Raw genomic sequence first — 17,768 nt, 5'->3', positions numbered from 1 at the left:
TTTCGAGGACGCTTGGTAACCCGGTGAACATGCCAGCGGCGGTACGAGAATTCGTACCGCCGCAACCCTTTTCCGGCCCTTGATTCACTGGCAGGCGATTTTACGCCGCCCCGCGCTGAAGCGCCTCGCACACGGCCGTGGATTCTCGGGCACCCAGTTCAACCGCCCTGCCGCAGTGGGCGATCCAGGCGGCCATTCCCTCCGGAGTGCCGGAGGCATAGCCCTCCAGTGCGGCCGCATAGGCGGCGCGACCGAGTTCCGCGTGGCCGACCTCCGCCGGGCACACCGACTTCGGGTCGAGGCCGCTGCCGACCAGGACGATTCGCTCGGCCGCACGGGCGACCAGGCCGTTGTGCGCGCCGAAGGGACGCAGCGCGAGCAGCTCGCCGTGGACCACGGCCGCCGTCACCAGAGCGGGCGCCGACCCTCCGGCGATGATCAGCTGGGAGAGGCCTTCGAGGCGCCCGGCGACCTCGGTCGCGTCGGGCAGCGGCAGCTCCACGAGCGGCTCGTCGACCGGCTCGCCGTGCCGGCGCGGGCGGCCGACCGTGTCCCCGTTGTCCGCGGCGGCCACCAGATGCAGCCGGGCCAGCACACGCAGGGGCGACTGCCGCCAGATCGAGAGCAGTTGGCCCGCCTCGGCGGCCAGCCTGAGGGAGGCGCCGACGACGCGGGACTCGTCGTCACCGCTGAAGTCGGTGCGTCGGCGCACCTCTTCCAGGGCCCAGTCGGCACCGGACAACGCCGCGGAGCCGCGGGCACCGCGCAGCGCCGCCTCGGAGGTGATCTCGTTGCTGCGGCGCCGCATGATCCGGTGCCCGTAGACGCGGTCCACGGCCTTGCGCACGGACTCCACGGAATCGGCCACCCCGGGCAGCGAGCCCAGGGCCGCGAGCGGATCGGCGGACGCACCTGTCGTACTCATGAGTACGACATTACGCACACCGGCGCCGCCCTCCCCGAAGGAGTGGTGTTCTTCACGTCCACGCGCGCGTGGGCGCCCCTCGCGCACTATCTTACTGAACATGAAAATTGCTTTCGTTGGGAAGGGCGGCAGCGGCAAGACCACCCTGTCCTCGCTCTTCGTCCGCCATCTGGCGGCCACCGGATCGCCGGTCGTCGCGGTGGACGCCGACATCAACCAGCACTTGGGGGCCGCGCTCGGCCTCGACGAGACGGAGGCCGCCGCACTGCCCGCCATGGGCGCACGGCTGCCGCTGATCAAGGACTACCTGCGCGGCTCCAACCCGCGTATCGCCTCCGCCGAGACGATGATCAAGACCACCCCGCCCGGCGAGGGTTCACGGCTGCTGCGGGTGTCCGAGTCCAATCCGGTGTACGACGCCTGCGCGCGGCCGGTGGAACTCGACGGCGGCGCCGTCCGTTTGATGGTCACCGGCCCTTTCACCGACGCGGACCTCGGGGTCGCCTGCTACCACTCCAAGACGGGAGCGGTGGAGCTGTGCCTGAACCACCTGGTCGACGGCCCCGGTGAGTACGTGGTGGTCGACATGACGGCGGGCTCCGACTCCTTCGCCTCCGGCATGTTCACCCGCTTCGACATCACGTTCCTCGTCGCCGAGCCGACCCGGAAGGGGGTCTCCGTCTATCGCCAGTACAAGGAGTACGCCCGCGACTTCGGCGTCGTCCTGAAGGTCGTCGGCAACAAGGTGCAGGGCCAGGACGACCTCGACTTCCTCCGCGCCGAAGTCGGGGACGACCTGCTCGTGACGGTCGGGCACTCGGACTGGGTGCGCGCCATGGAGAAGGGCCGGCCGCCCCGGTTCGAGCTCCTGGAGGACACCAACCGCCGCGCCCTGCGTCTGCTGCGAACGGCCGCCGACGCGACGTACGAGCTGCGCGACTGGGAGCGCTACACGCGCCAGATGGTGCACTTCCACCTGAAGAACGCGAGCAGTTGGGGCAACGAGAAGACCGGTGCCGACCTGGCCGCGCAGGTCGACCCCGGTTTCGTCCTCGGCGAGCAGCTGCCGCTGCCTGCCTGACCCCGTCCTCGGCGAGCGGGTGACCGCCGCCGCGTGAGCGACGGCGGTGCCCGGTCGCGGTGTGCGTCCCGGTTACGGCTTTGCGGCCGGAGCTCCCGGGACGCCCTTCGGCGCCGGGGCGGGACGGCCCGAGAGGAACGACGCCCAGCCCGTCTTCGGGGCCTCACCGACGTTCAACGTGCGCAGCTTCTCCAGGGTCGCCGGGTCCTGGGCGTCCAGCCAGTCGGCGAGCTGGTGGAAGGAGACGCAGCGCACCTCGGACTTGGTGCAGACGCGCTCGATGACCTCCTGGACGGCGCGCATGTAGTTGCCGCCGTTCCAGGACTCGAAGTGGTTGCCGATGATCAGGGGCGCGCGGTTGCCGTCGTAGGCGCGCTGGAAGCCCTTGAGCAGGCCGTCACGCATCTGGTCGCCCCAGTACTCCTGCTTGCCGGGGTCGCCCTGGGTCGCGGTGCCGGACTGGTTCACCATGAAGTTGTAGTCCATGGTGAGCGTCTCGAAGGCGCGGCCGGGGACCGGTACGAGCTGCATCGACAGATCCCACAGGCCCTCCTTCTTGTTGGGCCAGATCTGGTTGTTGACGCCGCTGGAGTCGTAGCGGAAGCCCAGTTGGCGGGCCGCCTTCATGAAGTTCTTCTGGCCCTCCAGACAGGGCGTGCGGGCGCCGATGAGTTCCTTCTCGTAGTCGAAGGGCAGCGGGGAGGCCTTCTTCATGGCCGCGTTCGTCTTCCAGGACTTCACGAACCCCTTCGCCTGGGCGATCTCGCTCTTCCACTCCGCGACCGACCACTCACCGACGCCGCCTCCGCTGCCGCAGAAGTGACCGTTGAAGTGCGTGCCGACCTCGTTGCCCTCCAGCCACGCGCCGCGCAGCTGCTTCACGGTGTCGCCGATGCCCTGCTCGTCGTTGAAGCCGATGTCGGAGCGGCCGGGCGAGTGCTCCGGCGGCCGGTACAGATCGCGCTTCTCCTCCGGCAGCATGTACACGCCGCTCAGGAAGTACGTCATGGTCGCCCGGTTGGCCTTGGCGACCTCCCGGAAGTGCGAGAAGAGCTTCTGGCTGTCCTCGCCGGCGCCGTCCCAGGAGAAGACCACGAACTGCGGGGGCTTTTGGCCGGGCTTCAGCCGTACGGGCCTGGGCAGGTGCGGCTGCGCCCCGGTGTACGAGGTGGAGCCGTCGCCGATCAGGCGGACCGCGCTCTTGGGCGCCGCGGCCCCCGGCGCCTTCTTCGCGCCGTGCGCACCTTGCTTGGTACCGGTGGAACCACTGGACTCATGGGAGCCAGTGGTTCCCGACGCGCAACCGGCGAGCGCCGTGGCACAGGCCGCGGCGAGTGCTACGCCCGCGGCGATCCTCTGGGTGGCGGCCATCTTCCGCCCACCTTCTTCCTTCGGTCCGGGCAACGCTGATGAGGGCGTTCTGGGGTGATGTGCAGCGATGTGTCGACAGCGCCGCCAAGGTGACACGGGACCGAGAAGGAACAAATACGACAAGCCGATCAAAAGCTCACTTCACCCCGGAGAGTGATTTACTGCCCCATTTGCCACAAATCTCCACACAGGGCCTTTACTCTGCATTACGATCCGTTTACCGAGCGTTGAGATATCCCGCCGCTGCACGCCGTGACCCACGGCCGCGACCCGACCCCCCGCCATCGACGGGGAGCCCCTGTTCCGCGACCGCGCTGCCCCGGAGGAGACGGGAACCATGTCCGCCTGCGTCCCCACCCGCGCCACCGACCCGAGTCGGCAGGAGCGCATCCACCAGCCCCACAGCCCCCCGCCGGCTCCGCCCCGCCGATTCCGTGTCGCGGGCGCAGATCTGTCGGCCTCGATCGCGGTCTTCCTGATCGCCCTGCCGCTGTCCCTCGGCATCGCCCTCGCCACCGGCGCACCGCTCCAGGCGGGGCTCGTCGCCGCCGCCGTCGGCGGACTCGTCGCCGGACGGCTCGGCGGCTCACCGCTCCAGGTGAGCGGCCCTGCCGCTGGCCTCACGGTCGTCACCGCCGAGCTCATCCACCACTACGGATGGCGTGCGACGTGCGCCATCACCGTCCTCGCCGGGTTCGCCCAGCTGGGTCTGGGCTGCCTGCGCGTGGCCCGTACGGCGCTCGCCGTCAGTCCCGCGATCGTGCACGGCATGCTCGCCGGCATCGGTGTGACCATCGCCGTCGCCCAGCTGCACATCGTGCTGGGCGGCACCCCGCAGAGTTCCGTTCTCGACAACCTCCGCGCGCTGCCCGCCCAGTTGGCTCACCTGCATCCCGCCGCGGCGGCGATGAGCGCGCTGACCCTGACTCTGCTGCTCGTCTGGCCGCGGATCCCCGGACGCGTGGGGCGGGTGCTGCGCAAGGTGCCGGCCGCGCTCGTCGCCGTCGCCGGGGCCACGGCGACCGCCTCGCTCGCCGGGCTGACTCTGCCCAGGGTCGACCTGCCGTCCTGGAGCAGTCACGCCCTGGCCGGTATGCCCGAGGGACCCGTGCTCGGGATCGCCGCCGCCGTCCTGACCATCACCCTGGTGTGCAGCGTGCAGTCGCTGCTCGGCGCCGTCGCCGTGGACAAGCTGGCGGCCAAGCGGCCGGAACTGCAGGGCCGGGTCAGCCGTTCGAACCTCGACCGGGAGCTGCTCGGCCAGGGCGCCGCCAACATCGTCTCCGGGGCGCTGGGCGGGCTGCCGGTCGCCGGGGTCGCCGTACGGAGTTCCGCGAATGTGCGGGCCGGTGCGGTGAGCCGGAACTCCACGATGCTGCACGGCGTTTGGGTAGTAGTTGCCGCGCTGCTGATGGTCCCCGCCCTGGAGCTGATCCCGCTCGCCTCGCTCGCCGCCCTGGTGATGGCCGTCGGTATCCAGATGGTGTCCCTGCACCACATCCGCACGGTCACCCGCCACCGCGAGGTCCTGGTCTACGCCGTCACCACACTCGGCGTCGTGTTCCTCGGAGTTCTCGAGGGTGTGGCACTGGGAGTCGCCGTGGCCGTCGGCGTCGCCCTGAACCGCCTGGCCCATACGCGCATCACGCACGAGGAGAGAGATGGAGTCCATTACGTACGTGTACGAGGGCAGTTGACGTTCCTCGCGGTGCCACGGCTCAGCCGTGTACTGCACCAGGTGCCCCAAGGGGTCGACGCTGTCGTGGAGTTGGACGGCTCGTTCATGGATCACGCCGCGTACGAATCGCTGCAGGACTGGCAGAGCGCCCACCTCGCGCAGGGTGGCGCGGTCGAGGTGGCCGGGCGTGCCGGATCGCGGATCGCCGAACCGGCGGGTTCGTCCCACTGCCGCTGCCGGCCATGGACACCCTGGCGCAACCACCACTGCGAGGGCCCGCAGTCCGCGCCGACCGGCTTCGGCGACTCTTCGGACGAGCCCGGCCGGACGCCCGCCGCCTCCTCCTCCGGACCGAGTGGGCTGAGCGGGCCGAGTGGGCCGAGTGGGCATCAACTGGCGCGCGGCATCAGCGCGTTCCAGCGCAACACCGCTCCCCTGGTCCGCGGTGAGCTGGCCCGGCTCGCGCGGGAGGGACAGCGGCCGTCGCAGCTCTTCCTGACCTGCGCCGACTCCCGGCTCGTCACCTCGATGATCACCTCCAGTGGTCCGGGCGACCTCTTCGTCGTACGCAATGTGGGCAATCTCGTCCCTCCCCCGACCAACGCCGGGACGTGCTGCCCCCAGCCCGGCGAGGAGAGCGGGGACGACTCGGTGGCGGCGGCGATCGAGTACGCGGTGGACGTGCTGCAGGTGCGGTCCATCACGGTGTGCGGGCACTCCGGGTGCGGGGCGATGCAGGCCCTGCTGAACACGGAACCCGGCGGGGCGCAGACGCCGCTCAAGCGGTGGCTGCGGCACGGGCTGCCGAGCCTGGAGCGGATGGCCGCCGAGGACCGGCCCTGGGCACGGCTGGCCGGACGGGCGCCCGCCGACGCGGTGGAGCAGCTCTGTCTGACCAACGTGGTGCAGCAGTTGGAGCATCTGCGGGCACACCAGTCCGTGGCGCGGGCCCTGCGGGAGGGGGCGCTGGAGCTGCACGGGATGTACTTCCACGTGGGTGAGGCGCAGGCGTATCTGCTGGCCGAGACGGGCGGAGACGGTGTGTTCGACCACGTGGGGGCGGCGGACCTGTCCGCGTGATCGCGGTGTCGGGTGTGCGGCCCCTAGGTACGGGGCCCCACCGCAGGGGGCCCGGACGGGCTACGTTCCGGGTCACTTGAGTCGGCCGGTGAACCCGGCACGAGCACCACAGCGAGCGCGACCTCGGCGCAGGCCCCCGCGGCCGGCGCGTGCCCTGGGCGGCGTGACCAGGCGGCGCCTCGCAGCGGGCTGCGCCGCAGGTTCGGCCCCCTCGGCCCGGCTGGTCTCGCGCAGCTCGATCTCGTCCTGAAGCTCGGCCGGCAGTCGGTCCTCGAACGTGGTCTTCGTGTTCATGCCTCTCCCCGGTGGCGTACGACAGTGGTGCGTCCGGCGTGTGCGCGGTCGACGAGTCGGCGTCCGCGCACAGTGCCTTGCGGGCCCGGTGCAGTCGGACCCGGGCGGTGACCTGGCGGATGCCGAGCGCGGGGGCCGCCTCCGTGAGCGTGAGCTGGTCGACCGTGATCAGTTCCAGCAGGGCTCGTTCGCCGTCCGGGAGGCGGACGAGGGCCGCGCATGCGCGGCGGCCGGCCGTTGGTGTCGCCGGAGTCCAGGACCGCGAGGAAGATCTCGGCGGTCAGGTCGGCGGCGGTGTGCGGGTCGTCGACACGCCGGGCGACTAAACGTGTCACGGCGTCGACATGGCGCCGGTAGAACTGTTCGAAGAGCTGTGGATCACGTGCCGCGGCGGCGGGCCCGCCCGTATCCGTTCCCCTCGGTGTCTCCTTCGCTTCAGGGGTACTTCGCCAGTACTTGGGCCGGGACCCGGGAAGCGTTACCGGGTGAACCCGGCGGACCGACGGCACGTGGCTGTGTACGTACCTCTGCAGTTGTCTCGGAGGGGCACCACGGCCCCGTGGAGACTTGTGGAGTCATCATCGAGTCTCATAGGTCTAAACCAATTTCAGGTCGGCCCTTGTCACCGGACCCTCCGGTCTGATGAGCTGTGGCCTGGGACACAACGGACACCCTGGGAAAGGGAGATGTCGTGAGCAACGAAAGCCTGGCCAACCTGCTGAAGGAAGAGCGCAGGTTCGCGCCGCCCGCCGACGTGGCCGCAGACGCCAATGTCACCGCGGAGGCGTATGAGCAGGCCAAGGCTGACAGGCTCGGCTTCTGGGCCGAGCAGGCCCGCCGGCTGACCTGGGCCACCGAGCCGACCGAGACGCTGGACTGGTCGAACCCGCCGTTCGCCAAGTGGTTCGCCGACGGGAAGCTGAACGTCGCGTACAACTGCGTGGACCGCCATGTGGAAGCCGGCAACGGCGACCGGGTCGCGATCCACTTCGAGGGTGAGCCGGGCGACAGCCGGGCCATCACCTACGCCGAGCTCAAGGACGAGGTCTCCAGGGCAGCCAACGCCCTGACCGAGCTGGGCGTGCAGCAGGGCGACCGCGTCGCCGTATACCTGCCGATGATCCCCGAGGCGGTCGTCGCGATGCTCGCGTGCGCCCGTATCGGCGCCGCGCACTCCGTCGTCTTCGGCGGGTTCTCCGCGGACGCGATCGCGACCCGCATCGAGGACGCCGACGCCAAGGTCGTCATCACCGCGGACGGCGGCTACCGGCGCGGCAAGCCCGCCGCGCTCAAGCCCGCCGTCGACGACGCGCTGAACCGGGTCGACCGGGTCGAGCACGTCCTCGTCGTACGCCGGACCGGGCAGGAGGTCGCCTGGACCGACGGCCGCGACGTGTGGTGGCACGAGATCACCGAGCGGCAGCCGGCCGAGCACACGCCGCAGGCGTTCGACGCCGAGCAGCCGCTGTTCATCCTCTACACGTCCGGGACGACGGGCAAGCCGAAGGGCATCCTGCACACCTCGGGCGGCTACCTGACACAGGCCGCGTACACCCACCACGCCGTCTTCGACCTCAAGCCGGAGACCGACGTCTACTGGTGCACGGCCGACATCGGCTGGGTGACCGGGCACTCGTACATCACGTACGGGCCGCTCGCGAACGGCGCCACGCAGGTCATGTACGAGGGCACACCGGACACCCCGCACCAGGGGCGGTTCTGGGAGATCGTGCAGAAGTACGGGGTCACCATCCTGTACACGGCGCCGACCGCGATCCGTACGTTCATGAAGTGGGGCGACGACATCCCCGCGAAGTTCGACCTCAGCAGCCTCAGGGTGCTCGGGTCCGTGGGCGAGCCGATCAACCCCGAGGCGTGGATCTGGTACCGCAAGCACATCGGCGCGGACCGTACGCCGATCGTCGACACGTGGTGGCAGACCGAGACCGGCGCGATGATGATCTCGCCGCTGCCGGGCGTGACGGAGACCAAGCCGGGCTCCGCGCAGCGGGCGCTGCCGGGCATCTCCGCGACCGTCGTCGACGACGAGGCACGCGAAGTGCCCGACGGCGGTGGCGGTTACCTCGTGCTGACCGAGCCGTGGCCGTCGATGCTGCGCACGATCTGGGGCGACGACCAGCGGTTCCTCGACACGTACTGGTCGCGGTTCGAAGGCAAGTACTTCGCCGGGGACGGGGCCAAGAAGGACGAGGACGGTGACATCTGGCTCCTCGGGCGCGTCGACGACGTGATGCTGGTGTCCGGGCACAACATCTCGACGACCGAGGTCGAGTCGGCGCTCGTCTCGCATCCGTCGGTCGCCGAGGCCGCCGTGGTCGGGGCCGCCGACGAGACGACCGGGCAGGCCATCGTCGCCTTCGTCATCCTGCGCGGGACGGCTTCCGCCGACGACGAGGGGCTGGTCGCCGACCTGCGCAACCACGTCGGTACGACACTGGGGCCGATCGCCAAGCCCAAGCGGGTGCTGCCGGTGGCGGAGCTGCCCAAGACCCGGTCCGGGAAGATCATGCGGCGGCTGCTGCGCGACGTCGCCGAGAACCGGGAGCTCGGGGACGTCACGACGCTCACGGACTCCACGGTGATGGACCTCATCCAGGCGAAGCTGCCCGCGGCGCCCAGCGAGGACTGAGGGCTCACGCACACAGAGGTGCCCGGGGTGAGCAACAGACCCCGGGCACCTTTGTGCGCGGTGCCGGGCGGGCGCCCTCCGGCCGGGCAGGCGCCCCCGCGCCAACCTTAGGTAAGCTAAGGAACGCGTCAACAGCGTGACAAGAAGGTTTTGAGGTGTGCCGGGAAGTCTGGTCGGCAAGTGCTCTGTCCTGCCCACCCGACCGGAGGTCTCCCCCGTGGCCGCGCCCCCCAGCCCCAGCAACCGCAAGTTCCTCGGCCGTCTGTCGCTGCCCGAGCGGAACTTCGTGGCGGACGCGCTGCGCACCGAGACCGTCGGCGGAATCTTCCTGCTGTTCGCCGCGATCGCCGCGCTGATCTGGGCGAACAGCCCGCTCCGGGACAGCTACGAGAGCGTCTCCCACTTCCACGTCGGGCCCGAGTTCCTCGGCCTGAACCTCTCCGTGCAGCACTGGGCCGCCGACGGCCTCCTCGCCGTCTTCTTCTTCGTCGCCGGTATCGAACTCAAGCGCGAACTGGTGGCCGGCGAGCTGCGGGACCCGAAGGCCGCGCTGCTGCCGGTCGCCGCAGCGCTCTGCGGGATGGCCGCGCCCGCGCTCGTCTACACCCTCACCAACGTCCTCGGCCAAGGCTCCCTCGGCGGCTGGGCGGTACCCACCGCGACCGACATCGCCTTCGCGCTCGCCGTGCTCGCGGTGCTCGGCACATCGCTGCCGTCCGCGCTGCGCGCCTTCCTGCTCACGCTCGCCGTCGTCGACGACCTCTTCGCGATCCTGATCATCGCGGTCTTCTTCACCGACCAGCTGAACTTCGCGGCCCTCGGCGGCGCGGTGGCCGGCCTCGCCGTCTTCTGGGTGCTGCTGCGCAAGGGCGTACGCGGCTGGTACGTCTACGTGCCGCTGGCCCTCGTCATCTGGGGCCTGATGTACAACAGCGGCGTCCACGCCACCATCGCCGGCGTCGCGATGGGACTGATGCTGCGCTGCCACCGCCACGAAGGCGAGGCGCACTCCCCCGGCGAACACATCGAGCACCTCGTGCGCCCGCTGTCGGCAGGGCTCGCCGTACCCGTGTTCGCGCTGTTCAGCGCGGGAGTCGCCGTCTCCGGCGGGGCGCTGGGAGAGGTGTTCACGCGGCCCGAGACCCTCGGTGTCGTCCTCGGACTGGTCCTCGGCAAGGCCATCGGCGTCTTCGGCGGCACCTGGCTGACGGCCCGCTTCACCAGGGCCTCCCTGAGCGAGGACCTCGCCTGGCCGGACGTCCTCGCCGTCTCCTCCCTCGCGGGCATCGGCTTCACCGTCTCGCTGCTGATCGGCGAACTCGCCTTCGCGGACGATCCGACGCTCACCGCCGAGGTCAAGGCGGCGGTCCTGGTCGGCTCCCTGATCGCCGCCGTCGTCGCGGGCACCCTGCTGAAGATCCGCAACGCCAAGTACCGCGCCCTGTGCGAGGCGGAGGAGCGCGACGAGGACCTCGACGGCATCCCCGACATCTACGAGCAGGAGAACCCGGCGTACCACCTGCGGATGGCCGAGATCTACGAGCGGAAGGCCGCCGAACACCGCAGGCTTGCCGAAGTGACGGGCGGGGCAGGCGTCGAGGACCGCGGTCCGGCATGATCTGACGCGACGGTACAAACAGAAGCAGTACCGACAGAAGCAGAAGCCAGACGGTCCACACACATGCAGAAGACATGCAGAAGAGGGAGTCCGCGATGAGCGCACCCGACGGCAGCCCGGTCGGCACCGAACGCAGCATCGGCCAGCTGTTCGCCTCGGCGACGACCGAGATGTCCGCGCTGGTGCACGACGAGATCGCCCTGGCGAAGGCGCAGCTCAAGCAGGACGTCAAGCGCGGTGCGGTCAGCGGCGGCGCGTTCTCGGTCGCGGGGGCGGTGCTGATCTTCTCCCTGCCGATGCTGAGCTTCGCCCTGGCCTACGGCATCCGCACCTGGAGCGACTGGAACCTGGCGGTCTGCTTCCTGCTCTCCTTCGCTGCGAACGTGCTGGTCGCAGGGGTGCTCGCGCTGATCGGCGTGGTCTTCGCGAAGAAGGCGAAGAACGGCAAGGGCGCGCAGAAGACGGCGGCCTCCATGAAGGAGTCGGCGGGTGTGCTGCAGAACGCCAAGCCGCACACCCGTGAGGTGACGTCCGAGGACCGGGTGCCCGAGGCCATCGAGGCTGTGGCACGCTCGTCCTCATGACGGGCTCCTCCATCCCTGCGGGGCAACCACCTTCGGCGCAACCCACTTCGCTCGTACGGCTCGACGTTCCCGGTGGACGAGAGGTGATCCACCGGGATGTCGCGGCCAACGGCGCGCGCTTCCACATCGCCGAAACGGGTGACGGGCCGCTGGTCCTGCTGCTGCACGGCTTCCCGCAGTTCTGGTGGACCTGGCGCTACCAGCTGGGTGCGCTCGCCGACGCGGGGTTCCGCGCCGTGGCCATGGACCTGCGCGGCGTCGGCGGCAGCGACCGCACCCCGCGCGGTTACGACCCCGCCAACCTCGCGCTCGACATCACGGGCGTCGTACGGTCGCTCGGCGAGCCGGACGCCGCGCTGGTCGGGCACGACCTGGGCGGATACCTGGCCTGGACGGCGGCCGTGATGCGCCCCAAGCTGGTGCGCCGGCTCGCGGTGTCCTCGATGCCGCACCCCCGCCGCTGGCGCTCGGCGATGCTCTCGGACGTCAAGCAGACGGCCGCGGGTTCATACATCTGGGGGTTCCAGCGGCCCTGGATCCCGGAGCGCCAACTCGTCGCGGACGACGGCGCTCTGGTGGGCCGACTGGTCCGGGACTGGTCCGGGCCGCTGCAACCGGACGACGAGGCCGTGGAGACGTACCAGCGCGCCATGTGCATCCCCTCGACGGCGCACTGCTCGATCGAGCCGTACCGCTGGATGGTCCGCTCGATGGCCCGCCCGGACGGTATCCAGTTCAACCGCCGGATGAAGCGGCCGGTGCGCGTCCCGACGCTGCATCTGCACGGCTCGCTGGACCCGGTGATGCGGACGCGGAGCGCCGCGGGCTCCGGGCAGTACGTCGAGGCGCCGTACCGCTGGCGGCTGTTCGACGGCCTCGGGCACTTCCCGCACGAGGAGGACCCGGTGACGTTCTCGACGGAACTGGTCAACTGGCTGAAGGACCCCGAGCCCGACCGGTAACTCCACGAATACGGCGAATAACGCTCTGAGCAGGGAGTTTCCCTCACTCTGCGGTCCGGCCGCCCCCACAGGGGAACGCTTGTCCTACGAACGGCCAATTGCCCGGCGCATAGGCCGATTGGGGGCCGTGGGGGCGATTACCGACCTTGAGGCACGGGCACACGTCGGGGTATGGGCTGGACGCACGACTACAGTGACGCGGCACGCAACCGACGCTCGGCCTCGGGTCTGAGCTCCCATCAGAGGGGCGCCCCGTACATGCCGGGCGCGGACCCCCGCGTGGGGATCCCGCACATTCTGCGCCGCCGGGCCCGCTGGGTCTCGGTACGGCTGCGCCATCCCCGGGGCTGAGCAGCCGGCCCTTCCTCAGAGCGCGCAGCTGTCGCTGTCCACCTGCTCGTTGGCGGTGCGACCCTTGGCGATGTCCTCCTGCACCTCGTCCGCCGTGAGCGCGTACCCGGTGTCGTCGTTGTCGAGGGACTTCGCGAAGACCACGCCGTACACCTTGCCGTCGGGCGTGAGCAGCGGGCCGCCGGAGTTGCCCTGACGCACCGTCGCGTACAGCGAGTACACATCGCGGCGTACGGTGCCGCGGTGGTAGATGTCCGGGCCGTTGGCCGTGATGCGGCCGCGCACGCGCGCGGGCTGCACGTTGTACGAGCCGTTCTCCGGGAAGCCGGCCACGATCGCGTTGTCACCGCTGGTCGCGTCCGTCGAAGCGAACTGCAGCGCGGGCGCGTTCAGGTTCGGTACGTCGAGTACGGCGATGTCGCGCTCCCAGTCGTACAGGACCACCGTTGCGTCGTACTTGCGGCCCTCTCCGCCTATCTGGACGGTGGGCTCGTCGACTCCGCCGACCACGTGCGCGTTGGTCATCACACGGCGGTCGCCGAAGACGAAACCGGAGCCTTCGAGGACCTTGCCGCAACTCTGGGCGGTGCCCATGACCTTGACGATGGAGTTCTGGGCGCGGACGGCGACCGCGCTCTTCGCGAGGGCCGGGTCCGGCGGCTTTACGTCCGTGATGGGCTCGTTGGCGAACGGGCTGAAGACCTGCGGGAAACCGTTCTGCGCGAGGACCGAGGAGAAGTCCGCGAACCACGTGTTGGCCTGGTCGGGCAGGGCCCGTGAAACGCCCAGCAGCACCTTGGAGTTGCGGACTTCCTTGCCGAGCGTCGGCAGTGTCGTACCGGCGAGGGCAGAGCCGATCAGCCAGGCGACCAGAAGCATCGCGACGACGTTGACGAGGGCGCCGCCCGTGGCGTCCAGGGCGCGGGCCGGGGACCAGGTGATGTACCGGCGCAGCTTGTTGCCGAGGTGGGTGGTCAGAGCCTGCCCCACGGAGGCACAGACGATCACGACGACCACGGCGACGACGGCGGCCGTCGTACTCACCTCGGAGTCGTCCGTCGCGGCACCCCAGATGACGGGGAGCAGATAGACCGCGACGAGGCCGCCGCCCAGGAAGCCGATCACCGACAGGATGCCGACGACGAAGCCCTGGCGATAGCCCACGATCGCGAACCACACGGCGGCGACCAGCAGAAGGATGTCCAGCACGTTCACTGCTTCAAGCCTCGCCTCATCACTCTGCGGTCGCTCGTCCCGGCCGGGGGTCCGGCCCGCCGCGCAGGCGGCAATAGGACGCTGCGCCCTCCGGGAGGACACAGCACGGAGGCCACCCTGTCATGCGCGCCAGTCGAGCGGGACCTGCTTGTCCCGGTCCCAGGGCAGCTCCCAGCCCGCGTAGTGCAGCAGCCGGTCGATGATTCCCGCCGTGAAACCCCAGACAAGGGCGGATTCGACCAGGAATGCCGGACCTTTGTGGCCGCTGGGGTGGGCGGTGGTCACGCGGTTGGCGGGGTCCGTGAGATCCGCCACGGGGACCGTGAAGACGCGGGCCGTCTCGTTCGGATCGACCACGCCGACCGGCGTCGGGCGGCGCCACCAGCCCAGCACGGGCGCGACGACGAAGCCGCTCACCGGGATGTACAGCCGCGGCAGCATGCCGAAGAGCTGGACGCCGTCCGGGTCGAGCCCGGTCTCCTCCTCGGCCTCCCGCAGCGCGGCCCGCAGCGGCCCGTCGCCCTGCGGATCGCCGTCCTCGGGGTCGAGGGCGCCGCCGGGGAAGGACGGCTGCCCGGCGTGCGATCTCAGCGAGCTCGCCCGCTCCATGAGCAGCAGCTCCGGGCCGCGGGCGCCCTCGCCGAACAGGACCAGCACGGCGGACTGCCGGCCCGCGCCGTCCTTCGGGGGCAGGAAGCGGCTCAGCTGGAGCGGCTCCACCGTCTCGACGGCGTGCACCACCGGGTCCAGCCAGCCGGGCAGGCCGTCCTTGCTCAGCTCCACCCTGCCGCCCTGCGTTTCGCTCGCGTGCGTCATCGCCACCCCCGTACTGCCTTCAACGCCTGCGGGTCGGTCTTTCGTTCCGTCGTCCGGCCCCGCCTGCGCCCGGCTGTCCGGCCCGTCATCCGGCCCCCAGCGGCGGCGCGGGGATGCCGCCCGCGTCCAGGTAGGCCTGCGGGGGCCTGAGCCGCTGGCCGGGGAAGCCGCCCTTCTCGTACTTCAGGAGCTTCTTCGCCTTCTCCGGGTCGGTCTCGCCCTCGCCGTACGCCGGGCACAGCGGGGCGATGGGGCAGGCGCCGCAGGCGGGCTTGCGGGCGTGGCAGATACGGCGGCCGTGGAAGATCACGTGGTGCGAGAGCATCGTCCAGTCGCCCTTGGGGAACAGCGCGCCGACGATCGCCTCGACCTTGTCCGGGTCGGTCTCGTCGGTCCACTGCCAGCGCCGTACCAGCCGCCCGAAATGGGTGTCCACGGTGATCCCCGGCCGCCCGAAGGCGTTGCCCAGGACCACGAAGGCGGTCTTGCGGCCCACGCCGGGGAGCTTGACGAGGTCTTCGAGGCGCCCGGGGACCTCGCCCCCGAAGTCCGCCACCAGGGCCTTGGACAGCCCCATCACCGACCTGGTCTTGGCCCGGAAGAACCCGGTCGGGCGGAGGATCTCCTCGACCTCCTCCGGGTTGGCGGCGGCGAGGTCCTCGGGCGTGGGGTACTTGGCGAAGAGCGCCGGGGTCGTCTGGTTCACCCGCAGGTCGGTCGTCTGCGCCGACAGCACGGTGGCGATCACGAGCTGGAAGGGGTTCTCGAAGTCCAGTTCGGGGTGCGCGTACGGGTACACCTCGCCGAGCTCGCGGTTGATGCGGCGGGCGCGGCGCACGAGCGCGGTGGGCGACTCGCCCGGGAGTGACTTCTTGGCGACGGTTTTGACGGGCGCGGGCTGCTTCACGGCGGCGGTGGCCTTTTTCGGGGCGACGGTGGCTTTCTTGACCCCTGTGGCCTTCTTGACCGCCGCGGTCTTCTTGGCCGCCGTGGTCTTCTTCGCCTTCGTCGCGGCGGTCTTCTTCACCGTTGCTTTCGCGGGCTGCTTCCCGGGCTGGTGCTCCGGCTGTTTTTCAGACATCGATTTTGTCTCTTTTGTCGTTTTCTTCGGTCCGCTCGGGTCCTGTTCGCCCACAGCGGAATCACGACGTACAACCACCCGCCCAGCCCCCTTGGCCTGTGCTCTCACCGGCGATTTGGACACCCGGCCAGCCTAAAGCCCGGCACCGACATCCGCCCTGGACCCTGAAGATCGGCGCCCAATTGGCCCCCTGCCGCACTGCCCGGCACGCCAGTACGGCAGACTTGTGACTGATCACACTGTTTGGACCGTCCGGCAAGATGGGGAGCACGGTCCCCTGGTACACCAGGGAGAGATCCCCTGAGCAGGTCGACAAGGAGAGAACTCGTGGACGACGTTCTGCGGCGCGCCCCGCTCTTCGCGGCGCTCGATGACGAGCAGGCCGCGGAGCTCCGCGCCTCCATGAGTGAGGTGACCCTCGCGCGCGGCGACGCCCTGTTCCACGAGGGCGACCCCGGGGACCGCCTTTACGTGGTCACCGAGGGCAAGGTGAAGCTCCACCGCACCTCCCCCGACGGCCGCGAGAACATGCTCGCCGTCCTCGGCCCCGGCGAGCTGATCGGCGAGCTGTCGCTCTTCGACCCGGGCCCGCGCACGGCGACCGCCACCGCGCTGACCGAGGTCAAGCTGCTCGGCCTCGGCCACGGCGACCTCCAGCCCTGGCTGAACGCACGCCCCGAGGTGGCCGCCGCCCTGCTGCGCGCTGTCGCCCGACGCCTGCGCAAGACCAACGACCAGATGTCCGACCTGGTCTTCTCGGACGTCCCGGGCCGCGTCGCCCGCGCGCTCCTGGACCTCTCCCGCCGCTTCGGCGTGCAGTCCGAAGAGGGCATCCACGTCGTGCACGACCTCACGCAGGAAGAGCTGGCCCAGCTGGTCGGCGCCTCCCGCGAGACGGTCAACAAGGCGCTCGCCGACTTCGCGGGCCGCGGCTGGCTGCGCCTGGAGGCCCGCGCCGTGATCCTGCTGGACGTGGAGCGCCTCGCGAAGCGGTCGCGCTAGCCGCCCGCTTCTTTTGTCGTACGACTACGGGGTCCCGCCTCTCCATGAGGCGGGGCCCCGTAGCCGTGCGCCGAGGCCGGGCACGCGGAAAACGAACTGCCCCGGCGCCGCTGCCGAGGCACAGTGGGCGCATGGCCGAAACGGAGCACCCAAGAGGGCAGCGGATCGGGCTCGACGCCCAGGGATACATCGAGCGCGAAGGGTCCCTCGGGCGGATCCCGCCCGCGTTCCGGCCCGTGGTCGCCGCGGCGCGCGATCAGGTGCTGGAGGTCTTCGGGGCGGGGATGACGGGCGCCTACCTCTACGGGTCGATTCCGCGCGGCACCGCGCGCGTGGGCCGCTCCGACCTCGATCTGCTGCTCGTCCTGCACGAGGAGCCGACCGAGAGCGACCGCGCCGACGCCGTGCGGCTCGGTGAGGCGCTCGACAAGGAGTTCCCGGAGATCGACGGGGTCGGGACGCTCTTGTTCAGCCGTACGCGGCTGCTGAGCGACCTGGAGACGTACGACCTCGGCTGGTTCGTCGCGTGCCTCTGTACGCCCCTCCTCGGCGAGGATCTGGCCGAGTTCCTGCCCCGCTACCGCCCCGACTCCCTCCTCGCCCGCGAGACGAACGGCGACCTGGCGCTGTTCCTGCCGCGCTGGCGCGAGCGGATCGCCGCGGCGGACGACACGCCCGAGGCCCGCCGCCCGCTGGTGCGCTTCATGTCCCGCCATCTCGTCCGCACCGGCTTCACCCTCGTCATGCCCCGCTGGAACGGCTGGACGAGCGACCTGGGGGAGATGGCCGAGGCGTTCGGCACGTACTACCCGCAGCGGGCCGTACAGCTGCGCGAGGCGGCCGTCCTCGGCCACGAGCCGACGGGCGACCCGGCCGTGCTCCGCTCCTACGTCGACGACCTCGGCCCGTGGCTCGCCGAGGAGTACGCGCGCGTGCACGGCCTCAAGGCGCCGCGTCCGGAGCAAGCCGGCCAGACCGGGTCCTAGGGGGCTTCTGACGGATCAGCGCGGAAGAAGGAGCGGCGTTCGGTGCGTGCTCTCGGCGTGCTGGGCGTCGCGAT

The 17,768-nt window shown here is 70.5% G+C and carries 15 protein-coding genes and 1 pseudogene; 9 read left to right on the top strand and 7 right to left on the bottom strand.

From position 1 onward, the window contains the following. Positions 1 to 100: 100 nt before the first annotated feature. A complete protein-coding gene (locus tag ACN6LB_RS28795; protein ID WP_445028425.1) occupies positions 101 to 925 on the bottom strand; it encodes an oxidoreductase in 825 nt (274 codons plus the stop codon). Positions 926 to 1,025: 100 nt separating this feature from the next. Between ACN6LB_RS28795 and ACN6LB_RS28790 the strand changes: the two genes are divergently transcribed. Beyond that, complete coding sequence (locus tag ACN6LB_RS28790; RefSeq protein WP_356135092.1) at positions 1,026 to 2,006, top strand: ATP-binding protein; 981 nt, start codon at positions 1,026 to 1,028, stop codon at positions 2,004 to 2,006. A 72-nt stretch (positions 2,007 to 2,078) separates the two neighbouring features. Here ACN6LB_RS28790 and ACN6LB_RS28785 read toward each other — a convergent pair whose 3' ends face one another. Further along, positions 2,079 to 3,377, bottom strand: a complete 1,299-nt coding sequence (locus tag ACN6LB_RS28785) for a hypothetical protein (protein ID WP_445028423.1) — start codon at positions 3,375 to 3,377, stop codon at positions 2,079 to 2,081. A gap of 337 nt (positions 3,378 to 3,714) precedes the next feature. Here ACN6LB_RS28785 and ACN6LB_RS28780 point away from each other — a divergent pair, with 337 nt between their 5' ends. Further along, a complete protein-coding gene (locus ACN6LB_RS28780; RefSeq protein WP_445028422.1) occupies positions 3,715 to 6,135 on the top strand; it encodes a bifunctional SulP family inorganic anion transporter/carbonic anhydrase in 2,421 nt (806 codons plus the stop codon). Between the two features lie 72 nt (positions 6,136 to 6,207). On the opposite strand, the gene ACN6LB_RS28775 is transcribed toward ACN6LB_RS28780, so the two are convergent. Together ACN6LB_RS28775 and ACN6LB_RS28770 are read right to left on the bottom strand one after the other, a co-directional pair. Next, complete coding sequence (locus ACN6LB_RS28775) at positions 6,208 to 6,429, bottom strand: hypothetical protein (RefSeq protein WP_445028421.1); 222 nt, start codon at positions 6,427 to 6,429, stop codon at positions 6,208 to 6,210. Between the two features lie 4 nt (positions 6,430 to 6,433). Then, positions 6,434 to 6,764 (bottom strand): annotated as a pseudogene (locus tag ACN6LB_RS28770) (RNA polymerase sigma factor); the annotation flags it as partial. Positions 6,765 to 7,078: 314 nt separating this feature from the next. Here ACN6LB_RS28770 and acs point away from each other — a divergent pair. From acs to ACN6LB_RS28745, 5 genes are all read left to right on the top strand, one after another. Beyond that, positions 7,079 to 9,079 (top strand): acetate--CoA ligase, encoded by a 2,001-nt coding sequence (gene acs / locus ACN6LB_RS28765; protein ID WP_445028420.1) that lies wholly within the window; start codon positions 7,079 to 7,081, stop codon positions 9,077 to 9,079. Positions 9,080 to 9,296: 217 nt separating this feature from the next. Beyond that, positions 9,297 to 10,697, top strand: a complete 1,401-nt coding sequence (nhaA, locus tag ACN6LB_RS28760; protein ID WP_445028419.1) for a Na+/H+ antiporter NhaA — start codon at positions 9,297 to 9,299, stop codon at positions 10,695 to 10,697. Between the two features lie 95 nt (positions 10,698 to 10,792). Then, positions 10,793 to 11,281, top strand: coding sequence for a phage holin family protein (locus ACN6LB_RS28755; protein WP_356135100.1), 489 nt, complete (start codon positions 10,793 to 10,795; stop codon positions 11,279 to 11,281). After that, entirely contained in the window at positions 11,278 to 12,243 is a 966-nt protein-coding gene (locus ACN6LB_RS28750) for an alpha/beta fold hydrolase (RefSeq protein ID WP_445028418.1), read from the top strand. Before ACN6LB_RS28755 ends, ACN6LB_RS28750 begins: the two co-directional genes overlap by 4 nt. 171 nt (positions 12,244 to 12,414) lie before the next feature. Next, a complete protein-coding gene (locus tag ACN6LB_RS28745; protein WP_356135104.1) occupies positions 12,415 to 12,594 on the top strand; it encodes a hypothetical protein in 180 nt (59 codons plus the stop codon). Positions 12,595 to 12,609: 15 nt separating this feature from the next. On the opposite strand, the gene ACN6LB_RS28740 is transcribed toward ACN6LB_RS28745, so the two are convergent. From ACN6LB_RS28740 to nth, 3 genes are all read right to left on the bottom strand, one after another. Beyond that, positions 12,610 to 13,809, bottom strand: coding sequence for a MarP family serine protease (locus tag ACN6LB_RS28740; protein WP_445028417.1), 1,200 nt, complete (start codon positions 13,807 to 13,809; stop codon positions 12,610 to 12,612). A 120-nt stretch (positions 13,810 to 13,929) separates the two neighbouring features. Next, positions 13,930 to 14,625 (bottom strand): NUDIX hydrolase, encoded by a 696-nt coding sequence (locus ACN6LB_RS28735; protein WP_356135108.1) that lies wholly within the window; start codon positions 14,623 to 14,625, stop codon positions 13,930 to 13,932. Between the two features lie 85 nt (positions 14,626 to 14,710). Further along, on the bottom strand, positions 14,711 to 15,706 hold the full coding sequence (gene nth, locus ACN6LB_RS28730) for an endonuclease III (RefSeq protein WP_445028416.1): 996 nt from the start codon (positions 15,704 to 15,706) through the stop codon (positions 14,711 to 14,713). A gap of 327 nt (positions 15,707 to 16,033) precedes the next feature. On the opposite strand from nth, the gene ACN6LB_RS28725 reads away from it, so the two are divergent. After that, positions 16,034 to 16,708, top strand: coding sequence for a Crp/Fnr family transcriptional regulator (locus ACN6LB_RS28725; RefSeq protein ID WP_006382668.1), 675 nt, complete (start codon positions 16,034 to 16,036; stop codon positions 16,706 to 16,708). Positions 16,709 to 16,839: 131 nt separating this feature from the next. Continuing rightward, positions 16,840 to 17,694 carry a nucleotidyltransferase domain-containing protein gene (locus tag ACN6LB_RS28720; protein ID WP_445028415.1) on the top strand — a complete coding sequence of 285 codons (855 nt, stop codon included), beginning with the start codon at positions 16,840 to 16,842 and terminating at the stop codon, positions 17,692 to 17,694. The last annotated feature ends 74 nt before the right edge of the window (positions 17,695 to 17,768 follow it).

Source organism: Streptomyces sp. SAS_270, assembly GCF_052543295.1.
Note: the sequence above shows the minus strand (reverse complement) of the source record. Positions and strands in the feature narration are given on the sequence as shown.

Coding starts and splice junctions, on each gene's coding strand:
- ACN6LB_RS28795 (WP_445028425.1), bottom strand. CDS start 925: ATGAGTACGACAGGTGCGTCCGCCGATCCGCTCGCGGCCCTGGGCTCG.
- ACN6LB_RS28790 (WP_356135092.1), top strand. CDS start 1,026: ATGAAAATTGCTTTCGTTGGGAAGGGCGGCAGCGGCAAGACCACCCTG.
- ACN6LB_RS28785 (WP_445028423.1), bottom strand. CDS start 3,377: ATGGCCGCCACCCAGAGGATCGCCGCGGGCGTAGCACTCGCCGCGGCC.
- ACN6LB_RS28780 (WP_445028422.1), top strand. CDS start 3,715: ATGTCCGCCTGCGTCCCCACCCGCGCCACCGACCCGAGTCGGCAGGAG.
- ACN6LB_RS28775 (WP_445028421.1), bottom strand. CDS start 6,429: ATGAACACGAAGACCACGTTCGAGGACCGACTGCCGGCCGAGCTTCAG.
- ACN6LB_RS28755 (WP_356135100.1), top strand. CDS start 10,793: ATGAGCGCACCCGACGGCAGCCCGGTCGGCACCGAACGCAGCATCGGC.
- ACN6LB_RS28750 (WP_445028418.1), top strand. CDS start 11,278: ATGACGGGCTCCTCCATCCCTGCGGGGCAACCACCTTCGGCGCAACCC.
- ACN6LB_RS28745 (WP_356135104.1), top strand. CDS start 12,415: ATGGGCTGGACGCACGACTACAGTGACGCGGCACGCAACCGACGCTCG.
- ACN6LB_RS28735 (WP_356135108.1), bottom strand. CDS start 14,625: ATGACGCACGCGAGCGAAACGCAGGGCGGCAGGGTGGAGCTGAGCAAG.
- nth (WP_445028416.1), bottom strand. CDS start 15,706: ATGTCTGAAAAACAGCCGGAGCACCAGCCCGGGAAGCAGCCCGCGAAA.
- ACN6LB_RS28720 (WP_445028415.1), top strand. CDS start 16,840: ATGGCCGAAACGGAGCACCCAAGAGGGCAGCGGATCGGGCTCGACGCC.